Annotated in this window: 25 protein-coding genes, 1 pseudogene and 1 riboswitch; of the genes and pseudogenes, 8 read left to right on the top strand and 18 right to left on the bottom strand. The window is 35.3% G+C overall.

Annotation, left to right across the window (positions count from 1 at the left end; all coding sequences use genetic code 11):
* Positions 1-49 precede the first annotated feature (49 nt).
* The 9 genes from MRBLBA3_RS05135 to MRBLBA3_RS05095 all read right to left on the bottom strand — a co-directional run bounded on the left by MRBLBA3_RS05135 (position 50) and on the right by MRBLBA3_RS05095 (position 10,944).
* Entirely contained in the window at positions 50-2,332 is a 2,283-nt protein-coding gene (locus tag MRBLBA3_RS05135) for an NEAT domain-containing leucine-rich repeat protein (protein WP_363380041.1), read from the bottom strand.
* 439 nt (positions 2,333-2,771) lie between these two features.
* A complete protein-coding gene (locus MRBLBA3_RS05130; protein ID WP_000117654.1) occupies positions 2,772-3,554 on the bottom strand; it encodes a DeoR/GlpR family DNA-binding transcription regulator in 783 nt (260 codons plus the stop codon).
* A gap of 40 nt (positions 3,555-3,594) precedes the next feature.
* Positions 3,595-4,779 carry a saccharopine dehydrogenase family protein gene (locus tag MRBLBA3_RS05125; RefSeq protein WP_363380038.1) on the bottom strand — a complete coding sequence of 395 codons (1,185 nt, stop codon included), beginning with the start codon at positions 4,777-4,779 and terminating at the stop codon, positions 3,595-3,597.
* Entirely contained in the window at positions 4,776-5,873 is a 1,098-nt protein-coding gene (gene phnW, locus MRBLBA3_RS05120) for a 2-aminoethylphosphonate--pyruvate transaminase (protein WP_363380035.1), read from the bottom strand. The genes MRBLBA3_RS05125 and phnW overlap by 4 nt, the downstream gene beginning before the upstream one ends.
* 15 nt (positions 5,874-5,888) lie before the next feature.
* Positions 5,889-6,683: a phosphonoacetaldehyde hydrolase gene (phnX, locus tag MRBLBA3_RS05115; protein WP_363380033.1), complete on the bottom strand. Its 795-nt coding sequence runs from the start codon at positions 6,681-6,683 to the stop codon at positions 5,889-5,891.
* A 20-nt stretch (positions 6,684-6,703) separates the two neighbouring features.
* Positions 6,704-8,461: a putative 2-aminoethylphosphonate ABC transporter permease subunit gene (locus MRBLBA3_RS05110; protein ID WP_000425508.1), complete on the bottom strand. Its 1,758-nt coding sequence runs from the start codon at positions 8,459-8,461 to the stop codon at positions 6,704-6,706.
* Positions 8,462-9,463, bottom strand: coding sequence for a putative 2-aminoethylphosphonate ABC transporter ATP-binding protein (locus MRBLBA3_RS05105; RefSeq protein WP_363380030.1), 1,002 nt, complete (start codon positions 9,461-9,463; stop codon positions 8,462-8,464).
* A 20-nt stretch (positions 9,464-9,483) separates the two neighbouring features.
* Positions 9,484-10,560, bottom strand: coding sequence for a putative 2-aminoethylphosphonate ABC transporter substrate-binding protein (locus tag MRBLBA3_RS05100; RefSeq protein WP_000750899.1), 1,077 nt, complete (start codon positions 10,558-10,560; stop codon positions 9,484-9,486).
* Positions 10,561-10,788: 228 nt separating this feature from the next.
* On the bottom strand, positions 10,789-10,944 hold the full coding sequence (locus tag MRBLBA3_RS05095; RefSeq protein WP_000960560.1) for a hypothetical protein: 156 nt from the start codon (positions 10,942-10,944) through the stop codon (positions 10,789-10,791).
* A gap of 144 nt (positions 10,945-11,088) precedes the next feature.
* Here MRBLBA3_RS05095 and MRBLBA3_RS05090 point away from each other — a divergent pair, with 144 nt between their 5' ends.
* A complete protein-coding gene (locus tag MRBLBA3_RS05090) occupies positions 11,089-11,424 on the top strand; it encodes a DUF3905 domain-containing protein (protein WP_002100192.1) in 336 nt (111 codons plus the stop codon).
* Positions 11,425-11,462: 38 nt separating this feature from the next.
* Here MRBLBA3_RS05090 and MRBLBA3_RS05085 read toward each other — a convergent pair whose 3' ends face one another.
* The 5 genes from MRBLBA3_RS05085 to phaR form a co-directional block, all read right to left on the bottom strand.
* Complete coding sequence (locus MRBLBA3_RS05085; protein ID WP_001204720.1) at positions 11,463-12,812, bottom strand: TrkH family potassium uptake protein; 1,350 nt, start codon at positions 12,810-12,812, stop codon at positions 11,463-11,465.
* Between the two features lie 23 nt (positions 12,813-12,835).
* On the bottom strand, positions 12,836-14,029 hold the full coding sequence (locus tag MRBLBA3_RS05080; protein ID WP_000772580.1) for an NAD(P)/FAD-dependent oxidoreductase: 1,194 nt from the start codon (positions 14,027-14,029) through the stop codon (positions 12,836-12,838).
* Between the two features lie 94 nt (positions 14,030-14,123).
* On the bottom strand, positions 14,124-15,209 hold the full coding sequence (gene phaC, locus MRBLBA3_RS05075; protein ID WP_000206840.1) for a class III poly(R)-hydroxyalkanoic acid synthase subunit PhaC: 1,086 nt from the start codon (positions 15,207-15,209) through the stop codon (positions 14,124-14,126).
* Positions 15,210-15,292: 83 nt separating this feature from the next.
* Positions 15,293-16,036 carry an acetoacetyl-CoA reductase gene (locus MRBLBA3_RS05070; protein ID WP_000250406.1) on the bottom strand — a complete coding sequence of 248 codons (744 nt, stop codon included), beginning with the start codon at positions 16,034-16,036 and terminating at the stop codon, positions 15,293-15,295.
* A 152-nt stretch (positions 16,037-16,188) separates the two neighbouring features.
* A complete protein-coding gene (phaR, locus tag MRBLBA3_RS05065; RefSeq protein WP_000566956.1) occupies positions 16,189-16,671 on the bottom strand; it encodes a polyhydroxyalkanoic acid synthase subunit PhaR in 483 nt (160 codons plus the stop codon).
* A 198-nt stretch (positions 16,672-16,869) separates the two neighbouring features.
* Here phaR and phaQ point away from each other — a divergent pair, with 198 nt between their 5' ends.
* The 7 genes from phaQ to MRBLBA3_RS05030 all read left to right on the top strand — a co-directional run bounded on the left by phaQ (position 16,870) and on the right by MRBLBA3_RS05030 (position 22,344).
* Positions 16,870-17,322 carry a poly-beta-hydroxybutyrate-responsive repressor gene (phaQ, locus tag MRBLBA3_RS05060; protein WP_000903018.1) on the top strand — a complete coding sequence of 151 codons (453 nt, stop codon included), beginning with the start codon at positions 16,870-16,872 and terminating at the stop codon, positions 17,320-17,322.
* Between the two features lie 42 nt (positions 17,323-17,364).
* Complete coding sequence (phaP, locus tag MRBLBA3_RS05055) at positions 17,365-17,889, top strand: polyhydroxyalkanoic acid inclusion protein PhaP (protein WP_000448577.1); 525 nt, start codon at positions 17,365-17,367, stop codon at positions 17,887-17,889.
* Positions 17,890-17,990: 101 nt separating this feature from the next.
* Entirely contained in the window at positions 17,991-18,434 is a 444-nt protein-coding gene (locus MRBLBA3_RS05050; RefSeq protein WP_001067911.1) for a MaoC family dehydratase, read from the top strand.
* Positions 18,435-18,581: 147 nt separating this feature from the next.
* Positions 18,582-18,767, top strand: coding sequence for an alpha/beta-type small acid-soluble spore protein (locus tag MRBLBA3_RS05045; protein WP_000241212.1), 186 nt, complete (start codon positions 18,582-18,584; stop codon positions 18,765-18,767).
* A 113-nt stretch (positions 18,768-18,880) separates the two neighbouring features.
* Positions 18,881-20,200: a TrkH family potassium uptake protein gene (locus MRBLBA3_RS05040; RefSeq protein ID WP_098318842.1), complete on the top strand. Its 1,320-nt coding sequence runs from the start codon at positions 18,881-18,883 to the stop codon at positions 20,198-20,200.
* Between the two features lie 38 nt (positions 20,201-20,238).
* A riboswitch (yybP-ykoY riboswitch) is annotated at positions 20,239-20,413 on the top strand.
* A gap of 79 nt (positions 20,414-20,492) precedes the next feature.
* Positions 20,493-21,287 (top strand): TerC family protein, encoded by a 795-nt coding sequence (locus MRBLBA3_RS05035; protein WP_000383307.1) that lies wholly within the window; start codon positions 20,493-20,495, stop codon positions 21,285-21,287.
* 205 nt (positions 21,288-21,492) lie between these two features.
* Complete coding sequence (locus tag MRBLBA3_RS05030; RefSeq protein ID WP_000893053.1) at positions 21,493-22,344, top strand: formate/nitrite transporter family protein; 852 nt, start codon at positions 21,493-21,495, stop codon at positions 22,342-22,344.
* A 27-nt stretch (positions 22,345-22,371) separates the two neighbouring features.
* Here MRBLBA3_RS05030 and MRBLBA3_RS05025 read toward each other — a convergent pair.
* The 4 genes and pseudogenes from MRBLBA3_RS05025 to MRBLBA3_RS05010 all read right to left on the bottom strand — a co-directional run bounded on the left by MRBLBA3_RS05025 (position 22,372) and on the right by MRBLBA3_RS05010 (position 25,663).
* Positions 22,372-22,682: pseudogene (locus MRBLBA3_RS05025) on the bottom strand (cyclic-phosphate processing receiver domain-containing protein).
* A gap of 14 nt (positions 22,683-22,696) precedes the next feature.
* Positions 22,697-23,419, bottom strand: a complete 723-nt coding sequence (locus tag MRBLBA3_RS05020; protein ID WP_000495727.1) for a prepilin peptidase — start codon at positions 23,417-23,419, stop codon at positions 22,697-22,699.
* Positions 23,420-23,531: 112 nt separating this feature from the next.
* On the bottom strand, positions 23,532-24,242 hold the full coding sequence (locus MRBLBA3_RS05015) for a LutC/YkgG family protein (RefSeq protein ID WP_098561720.1): 711 nt from the start codon (positions 24,240-24,242) through the stop codon (positions 23,532-23,534).
* Positions 24,242-25,663: a LutB/LldF family L-lactate oxidation iron-sulfur protein gene (locus MRBLBA3_RS05010; RefSeq protein ID WP_000061921.1), complete on the bottom strand. Its 1,422-nt coding sequence runs from the start codon at positions 25,661-25,663 to the stop codon at positions 24,242-24,244. The genes MRBLBA3_RS05015 and MRBLBA3_RS05010 overlap by 1 nt, the downstream gene beginning before the upstream one ends.
* Between the last annotated feature and the right edge of the window lies 1 nt (position 25,664).

The following is a 25,664-nucleotide window of genomic DNA, read 5'->3' as shown; positions in this document are numbered from 1 at the left end:
AAAAATACGTTATTCTTCTTATTAAAGAATAACGTATTTTTCTCATCTATTATTTTTTTATTGCGTTATACAAAAATTGTGCATATTGTTCACGTGTTACGAAATTATCCCCTAAAAAGTTCCCATTCCCGTCACCTTTTGATATGTTATTATCCTCTAAAGCTTTCACATATCCTTCTGCCCAATGACCAGTTGGTACGTCTTTAAAGTTCTCCAAATTACTTTCATTTGCCTTTAACTGAAATACTTTTTGTAATACTACTGACATCTCGTACCTAGTTAATACTCCTTCTGGACGAAACTTCCCTGTACCATCTCCTTGCATAATTCCAGCTTTTGCAACTGTAGCAATATCTTGCTCAAACATATGCCCTTTCGTATCTGTAAACATCTCTTTCTGCTCTACTTTATTTTCTAATTTCAAGTACCTTTGTACTAAAGATGCAACTTGTCCACGCGTAATATTATCACCAAATCCAAATTGTCCATTTCCATATCCTTTAAAAATATTCTCTTTCGCTAAATAATTAATTGCTTCTTCTGACCAATGTCCTTTTGGTACATCTTTAAATTCTACTACTTCTACTTTTTCATCTTCTTTAGAAGTGTTACCCCCTTTGCTTTCTACTACATTTTGAATAACAGAACCAGTGAAGAAAATGCCTGTATCCGCAAATGGATCTTTCACTCCAAATTCATATACTTTCTCACCTGGTGTACTCCATTTCACTACACCATTACTATACGTACCATCATCACTCTTCAGACGGATTTTTGTAGATACCTCGCCGTCTTTTTCGTATATAGGTACTTTTACTTCTTTATTTACTTCTGTATCCTCTAAAAAGACTTTTTGGTTTTGAACATTAATATAAGCTTTCTTACTTAGTTCTATTACTGGTCTAACATCGCGGATTTCATTTGCAACAAAACTTAAATATACTAACTTATTCAAATTACTAACTGGCGATAAGTCTGAAATATAATTTGCTTCTAAATCAAGCTTTTGTAAGTTTACTAGATTTGATAATGGAGTAATATCCTTTAACTCATTATTAGGTAAATCTAATTCTGTAAGCTGAGTCATTTTAGCAAGTGGTGTCACATCTTCTATTTGATTTTTCCCGATAAATAATTTATTTAATTGATTCATTTGATCAATACCCGATAAATCTTTAACCTTATTACGCGTTAATACTAAGTCCTTTAAAGGTAATGAATATAACGGTTTAATATCTTCAATTTGATTACCTGCTAAAGTTAAGTATGTTACATTTTTCAACGCGCTTAATGGAGCAACATTCGTAATTTTATTATTTGCTAAATTCAAGTAATCTAGTTGTTCCATTTTCGCTAATGCTGTTACATCTTCTATTTGGTTGCCTGATAGATATAAACTTTTTACATTTTTTATTCCAATTAGTGGTGCAACGTTTGTAATTTTATTATTACTCAAATCAAGAGATTCTAAATTATCCATTTTAACAAGTGGTGTTACATCTGAAAATTCATTACCACGCAAAGCTAAATGATTTAATTGCTTTAAATTCGCAAAGAACGACGGATCTGTTAACTTTGCATTCGCAACTGTTAAAGATTTTAAATTTGGCATATATTTTAATGCACTATAATCAAGAATCTCATTCGTGTTTAAAAACAAGTCCTTTACTTGTAATAACTCTTCTTTCGTAATTGGTGTATTTAAATCTTTTCTATTAAATACTTTTTTATTAACAAGTTCTCTTAATTTGTTATCTGTTATCATATTTTGATTATCAACTGGATTATCTGTTTCCGTATTGCCTGAATTAGAGTTATCGTCTGGTTTCTCTGTTTCTTTGTCGCTTACAGTTGGATCTTTAATTTCAAATTGAACTTGATATTTGTGATCATATCCGATGGCCGGAATAAGTATATGCATTTGCATATTATGCTTCTTCTCAAATTCGCCAATTTCAAATTGGACTACTTTCGTTCCATTTTTCCTCTTATCTTCTGATAAAACTTTCACATCTTGAAATACACCAGGTTGGTTTTTATCCTCTATTCTAAGATATTGAAAATAATCGCTATCTTGTATTGTTACAGTAACAATTTTTTTCCCGTCTTCAATTGCTACTTTAGGATTTTTTATGTACTGAGAAACCATAGATGGCTCATCTTTTTGATCCTTATATATTTTAATCTCAGTATCATACGTGCGATCACTGGCTGCTGCTAACGACTGATTTGCTTCAATTTTTATTGCTGCTAATGCTGGAGTAGAGTATGCAGCAAATGGAATAGCTAATGTTGTTGCTACTACTAGAGCTTTAATATAACTTTTTTTCAAAATAATATCCCCTTGTCTTATATATATTTTAATTGATAATTCCTATCAATTACTAACATAATAAATGATAATGAATCTCATTATCATTGTCAATGGGAATATTACATTAAGTTTATAATTTCCATAGATACAAAATAAAAAAGCCTTTACTCAAAGGGCTTTTTTACCTATCGTATGAAGAATTTCACTTTTTTCCTTTTCATTAATAACACCAATTTTTTGCAAAATGTTTGCATACAATACAAGTTTATTATATATCCGTTCTGACATACTTCCCCTTCTTTCCTTCGACCAACTTTTTTTGTATTGGTAAATTATATGAACAAGATGAGAAAATGTGTCCACTTTTTGCATAAATACAAATCTTTTATTTTGTTACTTACTGATAGTAAAACTCCCACCTAAAAATTAGGCGGGAGTCTAGATGTATTCAATTCATTTAGCAAATTGTCCATTGAATATTATGTTTTTTGACTTCTTCTTCAAAACTATAAGGCATTTTCTTATCACAAATGACATGTTGAATATGAGAAAATGCTGCTATTCTATAATTCCCTTTTACGCCTACTTTTGTATGATCACATAAAATATATGTTTTCTCAGCTAGCTTAATCATCGCTTCTGAAAGTTTCGCCTTTTCTAATTCAAAGCTAGAAACCCCAAAGCCTGGCAACAACCCATCAATCGAAACGAATGCCTTATGAAAATGAAATTGATGGATTACTTGCTGTGAAATAGACCCTGACACCCGTGAATGTTTTGGGGATACTTTTCCACCAATAAATAAAACCTCACCATGAAACATCTTTTTATTAATAGAAGATATTAATTGTGTCGCTACTGGAAAAGAACTCGTAACAATCGTTAAATTTTTACGATGAACAAGATATGGTACCATTTGAAGTGGTGTACTTCCATCATCAATCGCAATAACATCTCCATCTTCTACAAACGTTGCTGCTTTATACCCAATTCTTTTCTTCTCTTCTATATGCAGCATCTCTCGTTCTAACATTGGTGCCTCTATTCCAGCTCCCGGAAGTTGAACGGCTCCACCATACACTTTCTTCAACTTCTTTTCACGATCTAATTCTTCTAAATAACGGCGAATCGTCTCTGTTGATACTGCAAACTCCCTCGCTAATTCTGAAACTTTTACTTTCCCTTTAAACTCTACCTTCTCAAGAATTGTTCGCTTTCTTTCTTCGCCCACTACAGACATAGCCTCACCCCATTTATATCTACCTTATAAACTGCCTTACTTATACAAAGTTATAATTTTCTTTTTCAGTGAAAATCTCTTCATGAATATAAATACCACGCTTTTCTAATTCGTCAAAAATGATTTGTGGATTTTCAAAAGCTTCTTCAGGAGTAATAACACCGACTTTATTAACTACTCCTTTTGCAATTAACTCTGTAGCGACTCCGAATGGGATTCCAACATTTCTTGTATAAGCTCTTAATTTCTCCCAACCTACTACAGAACCATCAGATAACGGATGTGTATGATATAACACATGCCTTTGTTTTTCATTATCTTTCATACCTACTACCTCTACATGAAGTGCATAACCATAAAGCTCTGTTTCTTTTCCTTCTTTCGAGTTTAGTAGATACTTCGAAATACAATCCATAATACCTATTTCTTTACCTTTTATTTCAATTTGATCATTACGCAATATACCATAATCATATAAAGCACGAATGAGCTGCATATTTTGCTCAGGCCAAGTACCTCTCGTTTCTATCAGCACAACACCTTTGTCCTCCAATGCCTTCGCCAACGTAATCGTTTCTGAATGCGGGATTATATACTGCGTTGTTTTTCCATAAGGCGCTGGTAATTCGATTTCTCTTGGGCGCGCAAACGGAGGTACTTGCTTAAATTCACCGTCTTCATACACTGTACGCGATGGTAAATGTGGATCATATTCATATGTCGTTGTTTCTGTAATTGATGCAGAAAAAGCAATTGGGCGATATGAGCCATGGCTTACTCGAACTGACTCTACAGTATCTAGCTGATTTGCTGCATGCATAGCCATCATTTGCGTTACACCTGGTGTCATACCGAACCCAGGTAAACATGTTTTTCCGTTTTGAACAAATATAGAATGGGATTCATTTTCTTCACCAAATCCATTCAAGTTCACACCGTGACAGCCGGCATCTGCAATACAACGAGTGGACAATCCATTTAACTTTATCGTCGTGCCGTCCATTACAATGTCATAGCCTTTCATTTTTGCAACAGTATCCTCATGATTTGTCACATCGACTTTTACAAAATCAACGCGAGGATCGTTTAACCACTCTACTACTTTTCGTCCTTCTTCTTCATTGAAATCAGCAACAGTAATTGTTCCAAATGATGAAAATTGGACTAAATCTAAAATTGCTTCACGACAAATTTTCCCTGCCCCACCTAAGCAAAATACTTTCACCCTATAACAACTCCTTTAGCAATACTATCAACTAAACGATTAATGTCTTCTTCATGTACATCACCGATATTTCCAATACGGAACGTATCTACTTTCGAAATTTTCCCTGAGTAAATAACAAATCCGTACTGCTTTAATTCGTTATATAATTGCTGAAATTCAAATCCTGCTTCTGGATAAATGAAAGATGTAATAATAGGAGATTGATATTTTTCATCTACTAGTGGCTTGAATCCGATTTCTCCCATTCTGTTCACTAATAGTTTTTGATTGTTATAATATCGATTGTAACGCGCTCTTACTCCGCCCTCTTTTTCTAGTTCCAGGAGCGCTTGATAAAAAGCGTGTACAACATGCGTAGGTGAAGTAAAACGCCATTTCCCATTTTGATTTTCCATCGTTTCCCACTGATCGTATAAATCTAATGATAATGAACGTGCCTGCCCTTGACACTTCAACAATTCATCACGCTTTGCAATAACAAAGCCGAATCCAGGCACACCTTGAATACACTTATTCGCACTACTAATTAAAAAATCAATTTGTAAATCAGCAATGTCTATTTCAATACCACCAAAACTACTCATTGCATCAACAATTGTAACTTTTCCATACTGCTTCCCTAATTTACATACATCTACAATTGGATTAATAATACCTGTCGTTGTTTCACAATGAACAACTCCAATATGTGTAATCTCTTGATCTTGTTGCAATATTTTTTCTACTTCTGCAATATTAGTAGGCTCCCACTCTTCTGTTTGACTGACCACCACATCTATATGTAACATCTCCGCCATTTGCACAATCCGTTTACCATACGCACCATTTGTACAAATAAGCAGCTTTCCATTTGTAGGAATAACAGAACCGATTACTGCTTCAACCGAAAAAGTACCGCTTCCCTGCATTAAAACTGTTGTGTACTTTTCTTCTTCCTTTGTCGCTAACGATACAAGCCTATTTCTTACATCTTGCACCATCGTGTTATATTCAACATCCCACGTACACCAATCATATAACATAACTTCTTTTACAGTTTTTGTTGTCGTTAATGGTCCTGGCGTTAATAATAAGTAGTGATTTTCATTCATGATCCTATCCCCCTTTTATGAAATAATAAGTTCTTGTTTCTCGATATGTTCAATTACGTTTTCGAGTTCCTGCATCGTTTCAATCGTAAAATGTGCCCCGTTTTCAATGAAACGATTACGAACTACTTCCATTTTTTCATGAAGCTCTAACAGATCCATATTCTCAACTTCCTCTTCCGTTAAACCGAGCTCACTACTACCAAGAATTACACCAACTGTCCACATTCCAGCATTTCTACCCTCTTTCATATCTGACACGGTGTCTCCAACTTTTATCATATGATTCATTGGATATATACCTAATTCCACCGCATTTTTATAGCACATCCACGGATACGGACGCCCTGCTGGGACATCATTTGGCGTAACAAGAAAATCGGGTTTATACCCTTGTAGTGCTGCTTCTTTTGCTACAATATCCATCATTTCTCTCGTATATCCAGTTGTTGAACCAATTTTAATGTCTTTTTCACGTAAAGAAGTAATCACTTCTTTTACTCCATTAATCGGCGACGCATAGCGCGGTAAAATAGCGAAGAGAATTTCTTCAAACTCTTCATACATCTCCTGAATATCTTCTTCTGTTGGTAATTGTCCGAAGACACGCTTCCACTCATTCGAAATACGGGACATTTCCGTTAACGCCCTAACATGATCGATTTTCAATAACCCCATTGGTTTGCGAGCTTCTTCTGCTGTAATTTCAACACCGCGTTTATGGAAGATCTCCATAAATACTTCCAGTGGTGCAAAACATCCGTAATCGACTGTCGTACCTGCCCAATCAAAAATAACTGCTTCAATTTTCATTCTATCCATCCCCTTCTTACTTATCTTTTTTGCCATTGTGACGTTCGGTTACGAAGTGCTTTCGTTCCCCATTCATATACAACTCTCACTACAATATTTGTAACAACAATAAGTACACTCATTGCAGCTGCTGGTGCTACATTTCCTGCATCATCCATATTTACAATTGATACAGCAGCTAGTTTAAAATCAGCCGCATACAAGAACACTACTGCCGATACAGTTACCATTGAATTTACGAAGTAGTACATAACCATTTCTAAAATGGCTGGTAAACACATCGGTACCGTCACTCGAAAGAAAGTTTTATAAAACGGTATGCTCATCGACTGCGAAACAAGCTCAAACTCTCGGTCTAGTTTCTTTAACGCCGTCGTTGCCGTAACGAATGTTACAGAGTAGAAATGAATGATATTTACTAATACTAAAACGGCAATTGTGCCATATAAAGAATGAAACGGGTTTGTTATTGAAAGTCCTAGAATTTGAATTGTTGGTTGACTGAAGAAAAAGACATATCCTAATCCAAGTACTAATCCAGGAATCGCTAACGGTACAATTGAGAAGAAATAACCTACTTTTCTTAAAAATTGTAGCTGTTCTATTTTTTCAGTCGCATAAGCGAACACAAATGTTAAAATCGCCCCGATAACTGCCGTAACGGCTGAGACAATTACACTATTTTTGAATGCTTCAAGTCCGTCTCCTGTCAAACTTGAAAAATTAAAATGCTCAAATGTAAAACTCATATTATATGGCCATACTTTCACACTTGCAGCAATACCAACTGCCACAAATAAAAGAATGATCATAAGCGTTACTACGCTACAATATACGAATGAAATAACATCTCTTTTCTTATTATTTATTATTCTGTAAGGTACTGCTTTTGAAGATAAGAGATTCGCCTGTTTCCTTTGCGTAATACGATCAACTGCAAATGCAAAAATAGCTGGGATTAATAAAATCATTCCGACAGTTGCGCCCATGGACATATTTTGCTGTCCAATTACTTGCTTATATACGTCAGTAGCAAGCACATTATATTGCCCACCAACAATTTTTGGTGCCCCAAAATCAGTAAAACTAAGTGTAAATACAACGAACATCGCACTAATTAATCCGTATTTCACACTAGGTAAAGTAACCGTAAGAAACTGCTTCGCTTTACTTGCACCTAACATATTAGAAGCTTCATATAAACGATAATCAGAACCTTGGAAAGCAATTAATAAAATAAGGAATGCTTGTGGAAATGTATACATAACTTCAGCCATTACAATTCCTACTGGTCCGTATAACGGTATTTGTATCCCTTCAAATAAACCAAACATCCCTTTTGTTATTAACCCTTGATTACCAAATAAATATGTAAGCGCAATACCGTGCATCATCGTCGGTGCGAATAATGGTAATAATGCTACGTATTGAAATACGCGCTTTCCAAAAACATTGGTACGAGCAATCGCATATGCATAAGCGAACGCAAGTGTAACTGAAATAATTGTTGTAGCGCCCGAAATCCATATCGTATTTTGTAATGATTGTACTAGCGTTGGTGTTGTGAAATATTTACTGAAATTCGCAACACCAATGAAAGCTCCGTCTTTATCGTAAAAGGCTTGTGTAAATAGTTGTAATAGAGGCAATACAAGCATGATCAAAAAAGCAAGAAGCATACCAATAATTAATAGTCTTTGTATCCACTCTTCTTTACCAATACGTCTCTTAATCTTTTTTTTCGTACTTTCTACCTTGAAATTTTCTAACATCTCCATCTATACAATGACCCTCTTTCCATATGACAACATATGATTTTCTGAGAAAGAGATTTGAATTGGCTTTCCTTTTTTAATAGCAGTTGCCTCTACTTCTGATGCCAATATATCTACTACAATTTTCTCGTTATAAAGGTGTGTTTTCTCTTCTATGACCCGCACTTCCGTCCGGTATACAGAGCCGCGAAATTCCATGCTTTCTACAACTGTTTTAATACCATTATTTTGTACAACTGTTACATGTTCCGGACGAATTGCATGTTCTTCGTTATTTTTCGAAAAGAAATTAATAGAACCAATAAAATCTGCCACAAACGGATTGGCTGGTCTTTGATAAATCTCCTCTGGTGTTCCAATCTGCATAATTTCCGCATGATTCATTACAACAATTTTATCAGCCATCGTTAATGCCTCTTCTTGATCATGCGTTACCATAATAGTTGTTACTCCCACTTTTTCTTGCAAATCGCGCATTTCTCTACGCAACTTTTCACGCACTTTTGCATCTAAAGCTGATAACGGCTCATCGAGTAACAAAATATCGGGAGACAGAGCGAGCGCACGTGCAAGTGCCACTCGCTGCTGTTGTCCGCCAGACATTTGAGCAGGATATTTATCTTTTACATTCAGCAAATCAACAAGTTCTAATGCCGATAGCGCCTTCTCTTTTACTTCTTCTTTTCCATATTTTTTTGTCTTTAAGCCATATTCAATGTTTTCAAGTGCTGTTAAATTCGGAAATAATGCATACGATTGAAACACCATTCCGAAGTTCCTCTTTCCAGGAGGTAATGCTGTAATATCTTTTCCATCCACAGCTATACTACCTGTTGTTGCCTCTTCTAGCCCTGCTAAAATTCGAAGCAATGTTGTTTTCCCACAACCACTTGGGCCTAATAAACATACAAACTCATTTTTTTTCACAGTAAAAGAAATATCTTTTAACGCTGTAAATGCATCAAACTGTTTTTGAATGTGTTGAATTGATAAATATTCGCTCATTTTTTCTCTCTCCCACTCACTTACTTTTTCGGTTCTGCTTTTTGGCCAAACTCTTTTTCCCATTTTTCTAAAATTTTGTCGCGATTTTCTGCTGCCCACTTAAAGTCATTCTTTTTATATAACTTTTCTGTCACATCTTTAGGGAATCCATCTGGAAGTTTATAATCATTTTTAATTGTCGCAAATCCATTTTTCTCGAAGTATAACTTCATTACATCATCTGTAATTGCCCAATCTAAAAATGCTTGTGCTAATTTATCATTTTTTGCATTATCTTTTTTAATAAGTGCGTTCGCTTCTACTTCCCAACCTAATCCTTCTTTCGGCAGTACAACTTCAACTGGTGCACCTTTTTGTTTCTCTTTCAAAGCACTATAAACCATTGACACACCAACTGGATATTCACCTGCGCCTGCTAATTTCGCTGGTTTTGAACCTGAATGCGTATAAGTTGCCATATTATCATGAAGTTTCTTCATGTATTCCCAGCCCTTATCTTCTCCCATAATTTGTAGCCATGCAGAAACTGTTAAAAATCCTGTTCCAGAAGAAGCTGGATGTGGCATAACAAGCGTTCCTTTATATTCTGGTTTCGTTAAGTCTTCGTATGATTCTGGCATCGGTAAATTTTTCTTCTTTAATTCTTCTTTATTTACAGCAATCCCCGTCATAAATGCAGTATTTCCTACCCATTTTTCTGGTTGCTTATCGTCTTTAAATTGTGGAAGAACACGATCTGCTCCTTTTGGAGAGTATCCTTTTAACATATCTTTTTTATCTAAAGCTAATAGACTAGACGCTGCAGTTCCCCATACAACATCTGCTTGGGTATTTTTCCCTTCAGCTAGCAACTTCGCTGTAATAACTCCTGTTGAATCACGAACAATGTTCAACTTCACGTCTGGATACTTCTTTTTAAAAGAATCAAGATAAATTGGTACAAGTTCTTCTTCGATCGCTGTGTAAACAGTTAATGATCCAGATAGTTTATCATCTTTTACTTTTGCCCCAGCACTTTCTTCTTTTTTTGCACCACACCCCATTAATAACGAAAATACCATTCCAGTTGCTACAGCTTTAAAGATTGTTTTTTTCACTGTCTCTCTCTCCTTTTACAAATCTTATGTACAACTCAAATATAAACAACTAGTGTAAAAGCAGTATTAAACCAACATTAATCTTTTGTTTGTTGTTTGTTTTTGTGTAATACGTTGCTACTTCTATGTTTTTTCGCATTTTTCTGCTAATATCAAACGTGAAATTTACAAATAATTAAAAAAACCTTTATAATCCCACAAAAAAATGAGGCGTTTGTAAAAAACGCCTCATTTTTGTTTACCTTTTTTTGAATTACGATTTGCGTACTTCGCACTATTTTCTCCTTCATACTCTACTGCAAATTCTGCATCGGGTAAGCTTTCTTTCGGAGTTTTATTATTATTAATTGCTGCATTTTGTTTTACTTTTCTTTTTACCAACATACTCACCTGCTCTCACTAAATAACTTTCTATTCTAGTTTGAAACAACTTAAAGTAATTATTACTGGGAAGTGTTAACAAGTACATAAGAGCTTATATATGGAAATACTACATACGAACAAACCATTACAAAAGGAGCGATGACTTTGAAGGAGAAAGAAACGATCCAATCGCCAATTTTAGACGAGACGCTCCCTCATCAAATGAACTTTCCATCTTTTAAAGGCACAGGAAAAAAGATGCAACAACCTTTTATAAATCAATATGATGTTGTAATTGGAGACAGTAAATACGATTCCACTAACAGTCCTCTTAATAATTGGAGTGATGAGGTAGACCCTGCCATTATGGCTGGGGAAGAATGGATACATCCTACAAATGATATTGGGTGGATTTCAGAAGAAAATCAAGAACTACTTAAAAACGAAGTTGATAAGAAAAATGATGCTTTTATGCATCCTCAATTTGGAATTAACGACTAAAAAACCATTCTACCTAACATAGGTAGAATGGTTTCATACTATCCAATAATAATTCTCTCTTTCGGATATTTATAGCGAGGTGGTTGCTCTCTTCCGCCACTAGCTAATATAAATGTTAAAATACCGACGCGTCCGATAAACATAAGCACAATGAGTACAAGTTTACCAACAGTTGTTAAATCGGGAGTAATACCTGTTGATAGTCCCGTCGTCCCGAAAGCAGAACAAACTTCAACTATTAAGCTCATAAGTGGTACATTTTCTGTAATGGATAAAATAAATAGCGCTGAGGCACATAATAAAATCCCCATCGTCATAACGACAGATGCTTTCAACACATCTTCTTCATGTAGCTGACGTTTGAAAACTCGGACTGTTCTCCCGCCCCTTGCAAATGTATATAACGATAATATACTAACAGCAAATGTTGTTGTACGTATTCCGCCCCCAACTGAGCTTGGAGATGCTCCAATGAACATTAAAATGCTCATAAATAAAAGCGTTGGTTGTGATAATTCACGTATGTCCATTGTAGCAAGTCCACCACTTCGCGTCGTCACAGATTGGAATAACGTATAAAATACAGTTTCATGCCATGACTTTCCTACTAAAAAATGATTTCGTTCTAATAAAAAAATCATAATTGTTCCAACAATAACGAGTACAAAAAATGTCGTTGTCGTCAATTTTGTAAATAATGAAAAGCGAAATAGTTGCTGTCTCCTTTTACTAAGGAATTGCTTTACTTCCATTAACACCGGGAAACCAATAGCTCCTAAAATAATAAGCAACATATGAATCATTTGAACAATATAATCTTTTTTGTACGGAATAAGTGATTGTCCTGTTAAATCAAATCCTCCGTTCGTTGTTGCACTCACAGCGGCAAAGAAACCGTGAAAATAAGCTTCTTGCCAAGTCGGGAAATATAGTAAGAACCTTGTACCTAACAGTATTGCTCCAATGAGTTCTATCGAAATAATTACAATTAAAATAGAACGCATCAATTCTACAAGGCCCGATAAATTCCCTTGGTTATGGTCTGCCATAATTAATCTTCTTCTTTGCAAACCAATCTTTTTCCCCGTTATAATCCAGACGAATGTACCAAGCGCCATAATTCCTAATCCACCTAATTGTAAAATAAGGGCTAAAACAATAATTCCTGCTGTTGTAAACGTATCTGAAATCGTAACAACAGACAGTCCTGTAACACTTACCGCACTAACAGATGTAAATAGTGCATCGATAAATGTCCATTTCACTTCAGGCTTCGTAACAAATGGTAAACTAAGCAAAATTACCGATACGACTACTGCTAGTAAATAAAATACAACGATAAGTTGTACGGGACGTAACTTTTGTAAAAACTTTTTTATATCTCTCATTCCATCACTTCGCTACCTTTTTTCTATCGATTAAATAAAGAAAAATCATCACTTTCTTCATTTGTAAATAACTGCTGAAATAGTTTCGCAAATACCATTCCGTATACAGTTCCATTTCCCCCATACGGCAGTGCGTAATATAAATTATGTATTTTTTTATCTTCTTTTAAAATAGGAAGACCGTCATGACTGCCACCAAATGCTGCTGCCCAATAGTACTCTGCCCGTATATTTTTATACTGCGGGAACATTTCTTTTACAATGTTAATAAGAAGATCACGCTTATGCAATAATTTCGTATCGCCGATTTTTTGAATTTTCAGCGCCTCATCTAATCCGCCTATAACAATGCGATTTTGATACGTTCGACTATACAAATACGGACGTGCTGTTTCCCAAATTAACGATTGCTCATGCCAGCCTTCAAAATAATCTATCTTATTTGTCACAACGGCATAAGACGTTTCTACTGTTGTATTTTTTTCTTTCTTTCCAAAAATTGCTTCATAACCTGTCGCCATAATAATATTCTTTGCTACAATTTTATTTCCTGTTTTCGTGTAACAAATTAAATCATTTTGGATTTGTTTAATATGTAATGCCTCTGTATGTTCGTATATAGTAGCGCCCATTTGTTTCGCTTTATGCAAAAGACTATGCGCTAATAAATACGGATTCACTTCTGCATCACCGCTTGTATATAACGCTGCTTGTTTTGCAAATGAATAACGTTTCTTAATATCAGACTCTGTAAAATATTCAACCGGAAATCCATAATGGCGTAACGTATTATATTCTTCTTGTAAAAATGAAACATCCTCATCTCTACTTGCATAATACAAACTATTTCGCGGAATAAAATGGGGATCAATATCGAGAGTTGGCACAACCTTCTCCATTGTTTGCAGCGCTTCATAACAAAGTCTATATGCTCGTACCCCTTTCTCTTCACCAAATGTATGAATAAGAGAGGTTAACGATTTATCATGAACAAATTGTAATAATCCTGTATTTGCAGCTGTGCTACCACATGCAATTGCTCTTTTTTCAATGAGCATAACACGCATTCCAATTTTAGCTAACGAATACGCTATATGAGCACCTGCTTCTCCACTTCCAATTACTAGTACATCACATATCATATCATTTTCTAACGTTGGATAACAAGGTACAGAAACTCCAGCACTCCAAAACAACTTACCAGTCATAAGCTTCATAATTATACTCCTACAATGTAATTTTCTCCTTTCTATGTTTCGTCATTTTCCATAAAAAAATCCAACTAACATACGCTAGTTGGATTTCTTCTCTTTAATTAGAACGCTCTTCCAGCCAATTTCCAACCGTCGGATATGTTTGCTTTACAGCCGTTCCACCATACACGATAGACATATGTCCTGTCGGTAAACATACATACTGTTTATCTGTGCTAGAAATATGATCAAGTAAAGCTTCTACTTGACATGGCAGAGCAATGTGATCACGTTTCGCAGAAATATTTAAGACATTCGCCTTAATATTTGCAAGGTCTACCTTTTGTCCGCGAATAACGAGTTCACCCTTCACTAATTTATTATTTTGATAAAAATCACGAATCCATTGTCTATACGATTCACCTGGGAACGGAATACCATCGCCTACCCACTTTTGAACTAATTTCCAACTTTCGACGAAGCGCTCATTTTCTGAACGATCGACTAAAGCAACATATGGACCGACAAAGTTTGTAATTGGTTTTAACATCTTATTTCCGAAATCAATCATTTCTGGCGGAATATTTCCGAATGTATCAACCGCTTTATCTAAATTGAAATATTTCTCATCTAATAAAGGACCGTATAATCCTGTTTCAGAGAAATCAAAAGGACTTGTCATAAAAATCAAGTTACGAATTGGCATGTCCGGATGAAGCGCTGCATAAATAGATGTTAACGTTCCACCCATGCAATAACCAAGTAAAGAAATCTCGTCCGATTTTGCAGTTCTCATTACTTTTTTCACTGCTTTTGCAATATAATCGAACACGAAATCATCAAACTTCAAATGACTATCTTCTAAACCGAATGTGCCCCAATCAAGCATATACACATCAAAACCACGATCTACTAAATATTCCACTAAACTATTTCCTGGAGTTAAATCCATAATATACGGTTTATTAATAAGAGCGTATATTAATAAGATTGGAACTCGCTGCGTTTTTTCTTGTTTTGGAATGTAACGATACAGCTTCGTTTTATTCTTCGTCCAAATAACCTCTTTCGGTGTTAAACCAACTTGTGGTTCTGGTTCGCGTAATAAAACTTCGCTCGCTCTTTTCACACGGCGATATGCTTTACGATATTCTTCTGGGTACAACTCCAATTGCTTTTCCCATTCCGTTACGAATGTAGTCATTTTTCCTATCTCCTTTTTGGTCAATTTCTTTCTAAAAAAAGAAGTGCATTCCTGCTATGGATATGCACTTTTTTTTTACTTCATTACATGTATAATCCGCCGTTAATGTTTAATTGCTGACCTGTGATATACGCACCGTCACGGCATAGATATACTACACCTTTTGCAATTTCATCAGCTTGACCAAAACGTTTTTTCGGGATTTTCGCAACGATTTTTTGACGCACTTCTTCTGGTACTTCTGCTACCATTTCAGTATCAATAAATCCTGGGCAAATTGCGTTTACAGTTACATTTGTTCTTGCAAGTTCTAACGCTAATGATTTTGTAAATCCTAACATACCTGCTTTTGCTGCTGAGTAGTTTGTTTGTCCAAATCCACCAGCTTGGCCAATAATAGAAGAAATACTAATGATTCTTCCTTCTTCTGCTTCCGATATGTATGGAAGTACCGCGCTTGTTGTATTAAATACACTGCTTAAGTTCACGTCAATTACGCGCTCCCAATCTTCACGATTTAACTTTTTGAATGTACGATCTCTTGTAATACCAGCATTATTAACAAGAATGTCAACTTTACCAAAATGATTCACAGCTTCTTCTACAAGTCTGTTTGCATCTTCTACTTTAGAAACATCCGCTTGAACTGCATAAACATCATGTCCTTCTTTTCCTAATTCATTTACTAAGTTTTCAGCTGCTTCTTTACTGCTGTTATAGTTAATAACTACTTTTGCTCCCTCTTCTGCTAATGCTACTGTAATTGCTTTTCCAATTCCTTTTGCCCCACCTGTTACGATTGCTACTTTGCCATTTAATTGAACCATTTCTTTTCCCCCTTAAATGAATTTGTGAACGATTGTTATGAATCATTTTGGTACTCATACTAATTGAGTCCATATATTAATTATGTTTCGTTGTTTATACATGAAAAGAGATTCTCCCTCTCTCTTTTACACGTTATAAACAAACGCTTTTATCATTTTTTATTTTCTGGCTTATTTACAGGCTTTACTTCTTCTTTTACAGGTACTTGTAGTTTAGCTAGTACTGCATTTTGCTTTTCTAGCAATTCTAAAATTTGATCAACTTTCGTTTCTAACGTGCGCATATCTTGTTTTACTTTCGTAACATCACGCTTTAATGTAGGAGCTTGTCCTAATGAATCCACTTTCTCTTCTAAAATTTCCTCGATGTTATCAACTTTATTTTCTAAGTTAATAACAAGCGTAGCTACTCTAGCGATATCCTCTCTCGTCGGCACATTCACCTGTTCTAAATAATTTTTTGTCGTATCATTTAATGCTTTTTGATAAAACAAATTCAAATCTAGAACGCTGCCCATCCAAGCAGAATATTCTTCTGTTTTAATTGTTTCATTGAGCGCTTTTCCCCAAAATGTTTCGGTTTGTTCATAAGCATTTTTCCATGCTTGCAATGGATCGAATTTTTGATCAATCACTTCGACTACACTCCCTTTTTCGTTTTTGAAACAATTCAACCTATTCACTATTTTCTAATATTCCGAATAAAACTTCAAGTATATATTTTATTTTTCTTTATTTTCTAACAAATGTATTGACATTAAAAACAGATAGGTGTAAATTGCACTTATAAGCAAAAAATTCCATCTAACTGATTCATGAGGTGATGCACAATCATGCTACATAATGAACCAGAACACCCAGAAAGTTTGGAAAAAAACCAAGCGAAACAACCAAACTCCATGCCAAAAAACTTCTTAGTTCCTTTCTTACTTCTCTGTCTAAAAGACTGGAGTCTTCATGGTTACAAACTTATTCAAATGCTAATGGACATCGGCTTTTCTTCTGTTGACCAAGGTAATGTGTATAGGACACTACGCAAATTAGAAAAAGAAAATCTTATTTCTTCTACTTGGGATACAAGCGAAGGCGGGCCAGCGAAACGAATTTATTCTTTAACAGAATATGGAGAGCAATATTTAACAACATGTGCGACTTCTTTTGAACATTATCAAAATATGTTGCGGACGTTTTTCACGTTATACACCAATGCATTCTTTCCATTTTCTACTTCTCCAGAAAAGGATGAAAAGGATTCTTCATCTTCACCTGGTGGTACAGCAGAGTAATCTGCGTTCACAATATGCAAAAAAACATTTGGAGGTCAAACAATGGAAACTAAGCCATACGAATTAGTCGATGCATTTTGGAAAAACTGGTCTCAATCTCTTTCCCTCTTCTCTTCAGCTGGGAAACAATTAGAGCAACTTACTTTAGAAACGTTAAAACAACAACAAGACGCTTTGCATAAATTAACATCAGGAGTAGATGAACTAGAAAAAGAACTACATCAATTCACTGCTCAGTTCAATAACCAATATACGGATTACGTGAAGCAATTAACTGGAAACTCCTTAAATGATCAAATTAACGAGTGGCAAGAAAAATGGAATGAGCTTTCTACTCAAATGCACCAACTTACTGTTTCTCCTACGAAAACATCTTTGTCTATTCTTACTCAAACTAGCGGGCAATTTGAAGAAACAACAAAACACTTTATCGAACAACAACAATCGCAACGTGAAGAGGTTCAAAAACAGTTAGAAGTTTTTTTGGGAGAGTTCAAGTCCAAACAACTAGAACTCGCAAAGCAGTTCGAGGAAAACTCAAAAAATCTATTTACTTCCATCAAGTAAGAAAAATGTGGCAACTAACTGCAGCACAAACAAAACTCTTTCTTCCTCCTACTACATCAAGATGGCTTACATTTTTCGATATGGAAAAGAAGGAGGACAAAATGAATCCATTTCAAGAAGCACAAACTGTTCCGGAGCTTCGTTACGATGAGATTCAAGTCGGTGATCAAGCATCACTAACAAAAAAAATTACGGATGAGGACGTTATCAATTTCGCAAAATTGACTGGAGATGTAAATCCTATTCATATTCTAGACTCTTTTGCAAAAACGACAATGTTCAAAGAACGTATTGCTCATGGCATGCTCGTTTCAAGTTTTATTTCTACCATTCTTGGAACGAAACTCCCGGGCAAAAATACGATTTATTTATCTCAAAACGTTTCATTCCGTGCTCCTGTCAAAATCGGTGATACACTTCGCGTTGTGGCAGAAGTTATAAAAAAACGTGACGATAAAAAAATCATTACGCTGCAAACAAACATATATAATCAATCCGATGATATTGTCGTGGAAGGTACAGCGACAATACTGAAAAAAGAGTAGCAAATTTGCTACTCTTTTTTTCTATCCAAGAACTTCTAAACACACCGATTACTTCCGTGTATGAGTACGTCGTTTCCACATAAAATAACGGTACCAGTTCAGATAGTACTTAGCTGAACTGGACTACTCATAAGGATGTGTATCAACATGGTAAAAACAAACAAATTACTAGTTCCAGGTGCAGAACAAGCGCTTGAACAATTTAAATATGAAATTGCGCAAGAATTTGGTGTAAGCTTAGGATCTAACACAGCATCTCGTTCTAACGGCTCAGTTGGCGGTGAAGTAACAAAACGTCTTGTTGCTTTAGCTCAACAACAATTACGCGGATAATTATATAACATATGGCTTAGAGGCAGATATTCTCTGCCTCTTTCTTTTTTAACATACATAATAGTTCTTCTTCACATACTAGTAAGAGCAAATTGAAAGGAACGATATGTGACATGAAACGGATTAACATTAGCATGAGCCCTCCCCGTGTTCTTACTTTATCTTTTATTACGCTATCAATTATTGGTACATGCTTATTAAAATTGCCAATTGCTACAACAACATCTATTTCATGGCTCGATGCCTTATTTACAACGGTTTCTGCTTGTACGGTTACAGGGCTTGGTGTTGTGGACACTGGAAAAGTATTTACCTTATTTGGTCAATGTGTAATTTTAACACTTATACAAGTTGGCGGCCTTGGCATTATGAGCTTTGCTGTTTTAATTGCAATTATGCTCGGCAGAAAAATTGGTCTTCAAAACAGAATTTTATTACAACAAGCATTAAACCAAACAAATGTCGGTGGAATCATTCGTCTTGCAAAAGCATTATTTTTATTTTCTTTTGCTGTAGAATGTATCGCTACTTTACTTCTCTCTTTTGAATGGGTACCAAAATACGGGATTGCCAAAGGTATATATTATAGCTTTTTTCATTCGATCTCTGCCTTTAACAATGCTGGCTTTTCTATATGGAGCGATAATTTAATGTCCCACTCTCATAGCGTTCTCGTCAATCTTGTTATTTCTTCTCTCATTATTTTAGGGGGAATTGGTTTTACAGTGATCGTAGATATAAAAAGAAAGAAAAACTTTAAAAACCTTACTTTGCACTCAAAACTTATGCTCTCTTCTACTCTAATCGTCAATATTATTGCTACAGCTTTTATTTTTATATTCGAGTTTCATAATTCAATTTCCATGAGAGGTTTTACCCCCTTTGAAGAAGGTATGGCTGCTTATTTTCAAGCGATTTCGACGCGCACTGCCGGGTTTAATACTGTTGATATCTCTGTATTATCAAAACCTTCCCTTTTATTAATGATGCTTCTTATGTTTATTGGTGCTGGCAGTGCTTCAACTGGTGGTGGGATTAAGTTAACAACTTTTTTAATTATGTTTTTAGGCGTATTTAAATTTTTGCATGAACAAGATGATATTGTCGTGTTTAAAAAATCCATTAAAGATACGCTCATTGTCAAATCTTTAACGATTACCATTATTTCAATTTCGTTTATTTTTCTTTCTATTTTAATTTTAAGCATCACTGAACGAGTTCCTTTATTAATGAGTGCTTTTGAAGTATTTTCAGCATTTGGAACTGTCGGCCTTAGCATGAATTTGACGCCACACTTAACAATCATCGGCAAAACAATTATTATCTTTATGATGTTTTTTGGAAAGATGGGGCCTTTAACATTAGCCTTTTCATTTGCCCGTAAAAAACAAAGAAAAATAAAATATCCAAACGAAGATATTTTAACAGGTTGACAACCGTATAAATTATCCATATAATGAGAATACAATAGCATATCTCCAAAGGGGAGTAGCGTCCAAGAATTATTTCTTGGAAACAAAGTCGTCATTACGTAGAACTTAGTTCTTCCGGCTTTGTTGGCATTTTCATTACATATGTCTAGCAAGACCTTTGCCTATCAACGGCAGAGGTCTTTTTTGTTTTTACCAATTCCTTCCACCGTTGATGCGCAGGAGTATGGGGAAACTAAACAATGTGGAACTTCTTCACTTGTTTAGTATTTATAGAAATGAGAGGAGAATGTACATGGATGTATCATTATTATTGGAGTATGGTTGGGTATTACTCATCCTAATTGCACTAGAGGGGATTTTAGCGGCTGATAACGCTCTCGTTCTCGCAATTATGGTAAAACATTTACCAGAAGAAAAACGTAAAAAAGCACTATTTTATGGATTAGCGGGGGCATTTGTTTTCCGATTCGGATCATTATTTATGATTTCGTTCCTAGTCGATGTATGGCAAGTGCAAGCAATCGGTGCCATTTACCTTATGTTTATCGCTGGTAATCACTTATTTAAAACGTATGTTAAAAAGAATACGGATGAAGACACAGCAGAAAAAGAAGCAAAGAAAAAACAAGAGAACTTTTGGTGGACTGTATTTAAAGTCGAGGTTGCTGATATTGCCTTCGCAGTTGATTCAATTTTAGCTGCTGTTGCATTAGCAATGACTTTACCAAAAACAGGATTAGGTACAATTGGTAGTCTTGATACTGGGCAATTCGTTGTTATCTTTGTAGGTGGACTTATCGGATTAATCATTATGCGATTTGCAGCAACTGCTTTCGTACAAATATTAAAACGTAAGCCAGGACTTGAAACTGCAGCATTCTTAATTGTAGGTTGGGTTGGTGTGAAGTTAGCAATCTATACATTAGCACACCCTGCATTAAATGTAATTCCGCATTCATTCCCAGAATCTACTCCGTGGAAACTTACATTCTGGATTGTATTAGTTGGAATCGCAGTTGGCGGTTGGTTCTTCTCGAAAGAAGTAGAAGTAAAAGTAGAAAAGAATTTAGACGAAAAAGCGCTGTAATTACAGCGCTTTTTCTTTTTTGTTTCAATTCCCTCTCTATTTTTAGAAAAAATTCCATTATACTACCTTTTGTAACCGCTTTCTTAATGTATGTATGTCCTTTTTGTGAAACATTGCACAAACTTATTGAAACTATGAACAATTCCATGTACTTTATTCATATAAGGAGTATTTATAGATGATGTACTAAAGGAGCGTATTACTCATGCTAGAACAAGGATTAGATTATGTTGTCAAACTGGCTAAGAGCAAAAAGCAAATGCTAGATACAAGTCCAATGCAATATTTCATTCGTGCGGCACTTGCGGGCATTTATATCGGTTTTATTATTGTACTATGTTTTAAATTAGGTAACTTTTTTCACATTGCAGATTCACCAGCAACTTATTTAGCTGCTTCTATGTTTTTCGGAATTGCTCTCGTACTTATTATATATGGCGGCGCTGAATTATTTACTGGCAATACAATGTACTTCACAGTGGCAACTTTAAGAAAAGAAACAACTATTTCTGATACACTTCGCAACTGGGTTGCTTGTTATGCAGGTAACTTAGCTGGTGCTTTATTCTTTGCCTTACTATTTTACGCAACTGGAATTTTCGAAGCAATTGATCACGGTCATTTAATGAATAAAGTCGTTGAAGGAAAGATGAATACACCTACAATGCAATTATTCTTTAAAGCGATTTTATGTAACTGGCTCGTATGTCTTGCTTGCTTCTTACCTTCTCAAGTAAAAGGTGATACAGCAAAAATCATGATGATGATGCTACTTGTTTTCACATTCTTCTTATCTGGTTACGAGCATAGTATTGCAAACTTATCACTGTTTGCACTATCTTTAGTTTCACCGCATCCGGAGACAATTTCTTTTGCAGGTGCTATTCATAACTTAATCCCTGTTACAATTGGTAACATTATTGGTGGATCCGTATTTGTCGGCATGGTCTATCATTATTTAACAAAGAAAGCACCTGTTATTGAACAAGAAGAAACTGAATTAGTCGCAGCTCAAACAGAGGAAATCATACCTTTACAAGCACATATGAAACATTAAAAACTCCAAAGTTTTACTTTGGAGTTTTTAGCTCCCCACATATTTCAAGGCAATACAAGGATTAATTTCCCCTTCTTCCTTCCCTCTCTCTATTCTCTGTTTCATCTGATGCATACCGATGACATCATTTGTATGAAGGTGAATTTCATTTGCATATAAACCTTCCCTACAGAAAGCTTCTACAAAATCTAACCCACTTTTTTTCGCCATCCCATATTAAAATCGAGGGAAATAATATTTATATCATTATCCCTAACCATACGCAAGGCAGATTCTACTGTAGTTACCAAAACATATCCGTACGGGCAACTTCTTTGATCATCCATATATACATTCATTTTCTATCTCCCCTCTATTTTGCATATGTAACCAACACGTAACATATTGCTCCAAGGCTAATAAAAGGTCCAAACGGAATTGGGGTTCTTATCTTTATACGTTTTAGCGCTATACCTATTCCGAAAAAGCAAAGACTAAAGCAAGATGCTAAAAATAAAGTTATAAAAATGCCTTTCACTCCTATTATAAATCCGAGTAATGAAAGTAATTTCACATCACCTCCGCCAAGACCCGCTGGATAAATCTTTTGCATGCAATATAACAAAATAAATATAATTCCACTGCCAGCTATACTATCTATCCAAGTAACTAACGGTACAAAAATACATTCTAAAATAAGCAAAAAAGCAAACCAAATTAAAATACGATTAGGTATTAACATATATACTAAATCTGTAACTGAAATAATAAGCAGTAAAGAAATGAGCGATAAAATGATGATGAGCTCCTGTTCTATTCCAATTACATATACAGTAAGAAAAAATAAACTCCCTGTAACGAATTCAAATACTATGTACAAACTTGAGATTTTTCTTTTACAACTCGTACAACGCCCTTTCTGCATACAAAATGAAATGATTGGAATCAGTTCTTTCGGCTGTAACGTATACTTGCAGTAATGACAGTACGAACGCGGTGTAATAATAGATTCCCCTACTGGAACTCTCATCGCAATCACCATAAAAAAAGAACCAAACACCATACCCATTAACAATGCATATAAATAAGTGAACATCCCTTCCTCTCCTTTCCAAAAGAACATAACAAAAAAAGGAGAGAACTTCTACTTCATATTATCTTTATTCTATTAAAAAAGCAGGCCGTTTTACGGCCTGCTTTCCCCTATTTTATACGATGAAATATACTGCTTTTAATGGTCCGTGTACTCCAACAACAAGATTCATTTCAATATCCGCAGAGTTACTTGGTCCTGTAATAAAGTTAATACAAGATGCGACTGCTTCACCTTTTTCTACACGAGAATTCATATGTTGAACTGCTTGTGTAATACGAGGTACAAGTGTTTCACGTGGAATAATAGCAAAGTATACAGTCGGTAAAAAGTGTAAAGAACGCCCTTGACCTTTATGACTCTGTACAACAATCGTACCAGATTCAGCTAAAGTATAATCACTAAATGCGATTCCAATATTCGCTTTTTCCGCTATACGCATATTCTCTTCTTTTTTCTCAGGATCCCATACATTTACTTCAACATCTCGCTTTGGAAGCTCTTCCTTAAATAAAGAAGTCAATCCATAGGAATCAAAACGTTCATCTGCTGATAACATAATAGGTCCCCCGCCGTTTTCAACGATTACCTTTTGAATATCTTCACGTAAACGGTCGTTTGTCGTTTCCACAACAGTTGTATGAATGTTTGTACATTGATTTTTAAATACTTCTAACAATTCTTCTTGTGAATAGTCTTTTAACGTTTCTACATTCACATTACTTTTCCATGCTGGACGTACTACGCCTTCTGTTTTACGCGCGCGTCCAAGTTCTTTTGCGATATTATCTAGAAAGGACTCACGGTTTTGAATTAATCCTGTCATTATTTGTCCCCGCCTTTCTTATGATCTTTATACCAATCACGGAATCTTTCTTTACTTGGAGCCGGGAATTCACGAATATCTGTCCAGTTTTTAAGTGGCCCAACACCTTTTGATACACGGTTGCCCGATGTAAATGGACTCATTGCTGCTGGTGCCATTTTTGATCCCATTTTATATAAAGCTGCTGAAGAAGCACCCATACTAAACATTTTCATTGCTAATTTTTCTGCAAGTGGCGCGCGGCCTTCTTGCTCAACGATAACTTGACGATGTTTTAATAATAAATCATGCAATGGAATTTTTACTGGACAAGCTTCTGTACATGCTCCGCATAAACTAGATGCATAAGGAAGCTCTTTGTAATCATCATATCCACCTAGAAGTGGTGTTAACACTGCACCGATTGGTCCTGAATATATAGAACCGTATGAATGTCCACCAACGTGACGATATACAGGACATACGTTAACACAAGCAGCACAACGAATACATTGCAATACTGAACGGAATTCCGATCCAAGAATTTGAGAGCGGCCATTATCAACAACGACTAAATGAAACTCTTCTGGTCCATCTACCTCTTCCTCTTGAATTGGTCCTGCTACTGTTACATAACTTGTTAATTTTTGACCTACTGCACTACGACATAGTAAACCAACTAAAACATCTAATTCTTCCATTGTCGGAACCATACGTTCCATACCCATTACTGCAATTTGAGTTTTCGGAATCGACATAACAAGATCGGCATTACCTTCGTTCGTTACTAAACAAAGAGAGCCAGTATTTGCAACAGCGAAGTTACAACCTGTTACACCAATTTCCGCATCCATAAATTTTTCACGAAGTTGTTTACGAACAAACTTTGTCATTTCGTATGGATCATCAGAATTTTCATAGCCAAGTTTTTCTTTAAACACATCGCGAATTTGCGTTCTATTTTTATGAAGTGCAGGCGCAATAATATGTGAAGGTGGATCGTTATCTACTTGCAAGATATACTCTCCTAAGTCACTTTCTAACACTTCACAACCAATTTCTTCAAGCGCATGGTTCATACTAATTTCTTCAGTTACCATTGATTTTGATTTTACAACTTTTTTCGCTTGTTTCTTTTTCGCAACGTCTTGAATGTACTTTGCCGCATCCTCTTTCGTTTTTGCAAAGTAAACGTGACCGCCTCTTTTTGATACATTTTCACTTAACTGCATTAAATAATAATCAAGATTCTCTAACGTATGTTGACGAATTTGTTCACCTAGTTCACGCCACTCTTCCCAGTTTCCTAATTCGTCCGCTGCTTTTAATCGATTTGTATATAATCTCGTTTGTGCAGAAGATACCGCTCCGCGCATAAACGAATCTTGAATTCCATCGCCTACGCGATCATTAAATTTTTTCTCACTGATTTTCATAGACATA

Source organism: Bacillus sp. LBA3-1-1.1 (assembly GCF_040676495.1).
GTDB classification, from domain to species: Bacteria; Bacillota; Bacilli; order Bacillales; family Bacillaceae_G; genus Bacillus_A; species Bacillus_A nitratireducens.
The sequence above is the reverse complement of the archived record's forward strand: the minus strand, read 5'-3'. Positions and strand labels throughout refer to the sequence as shown.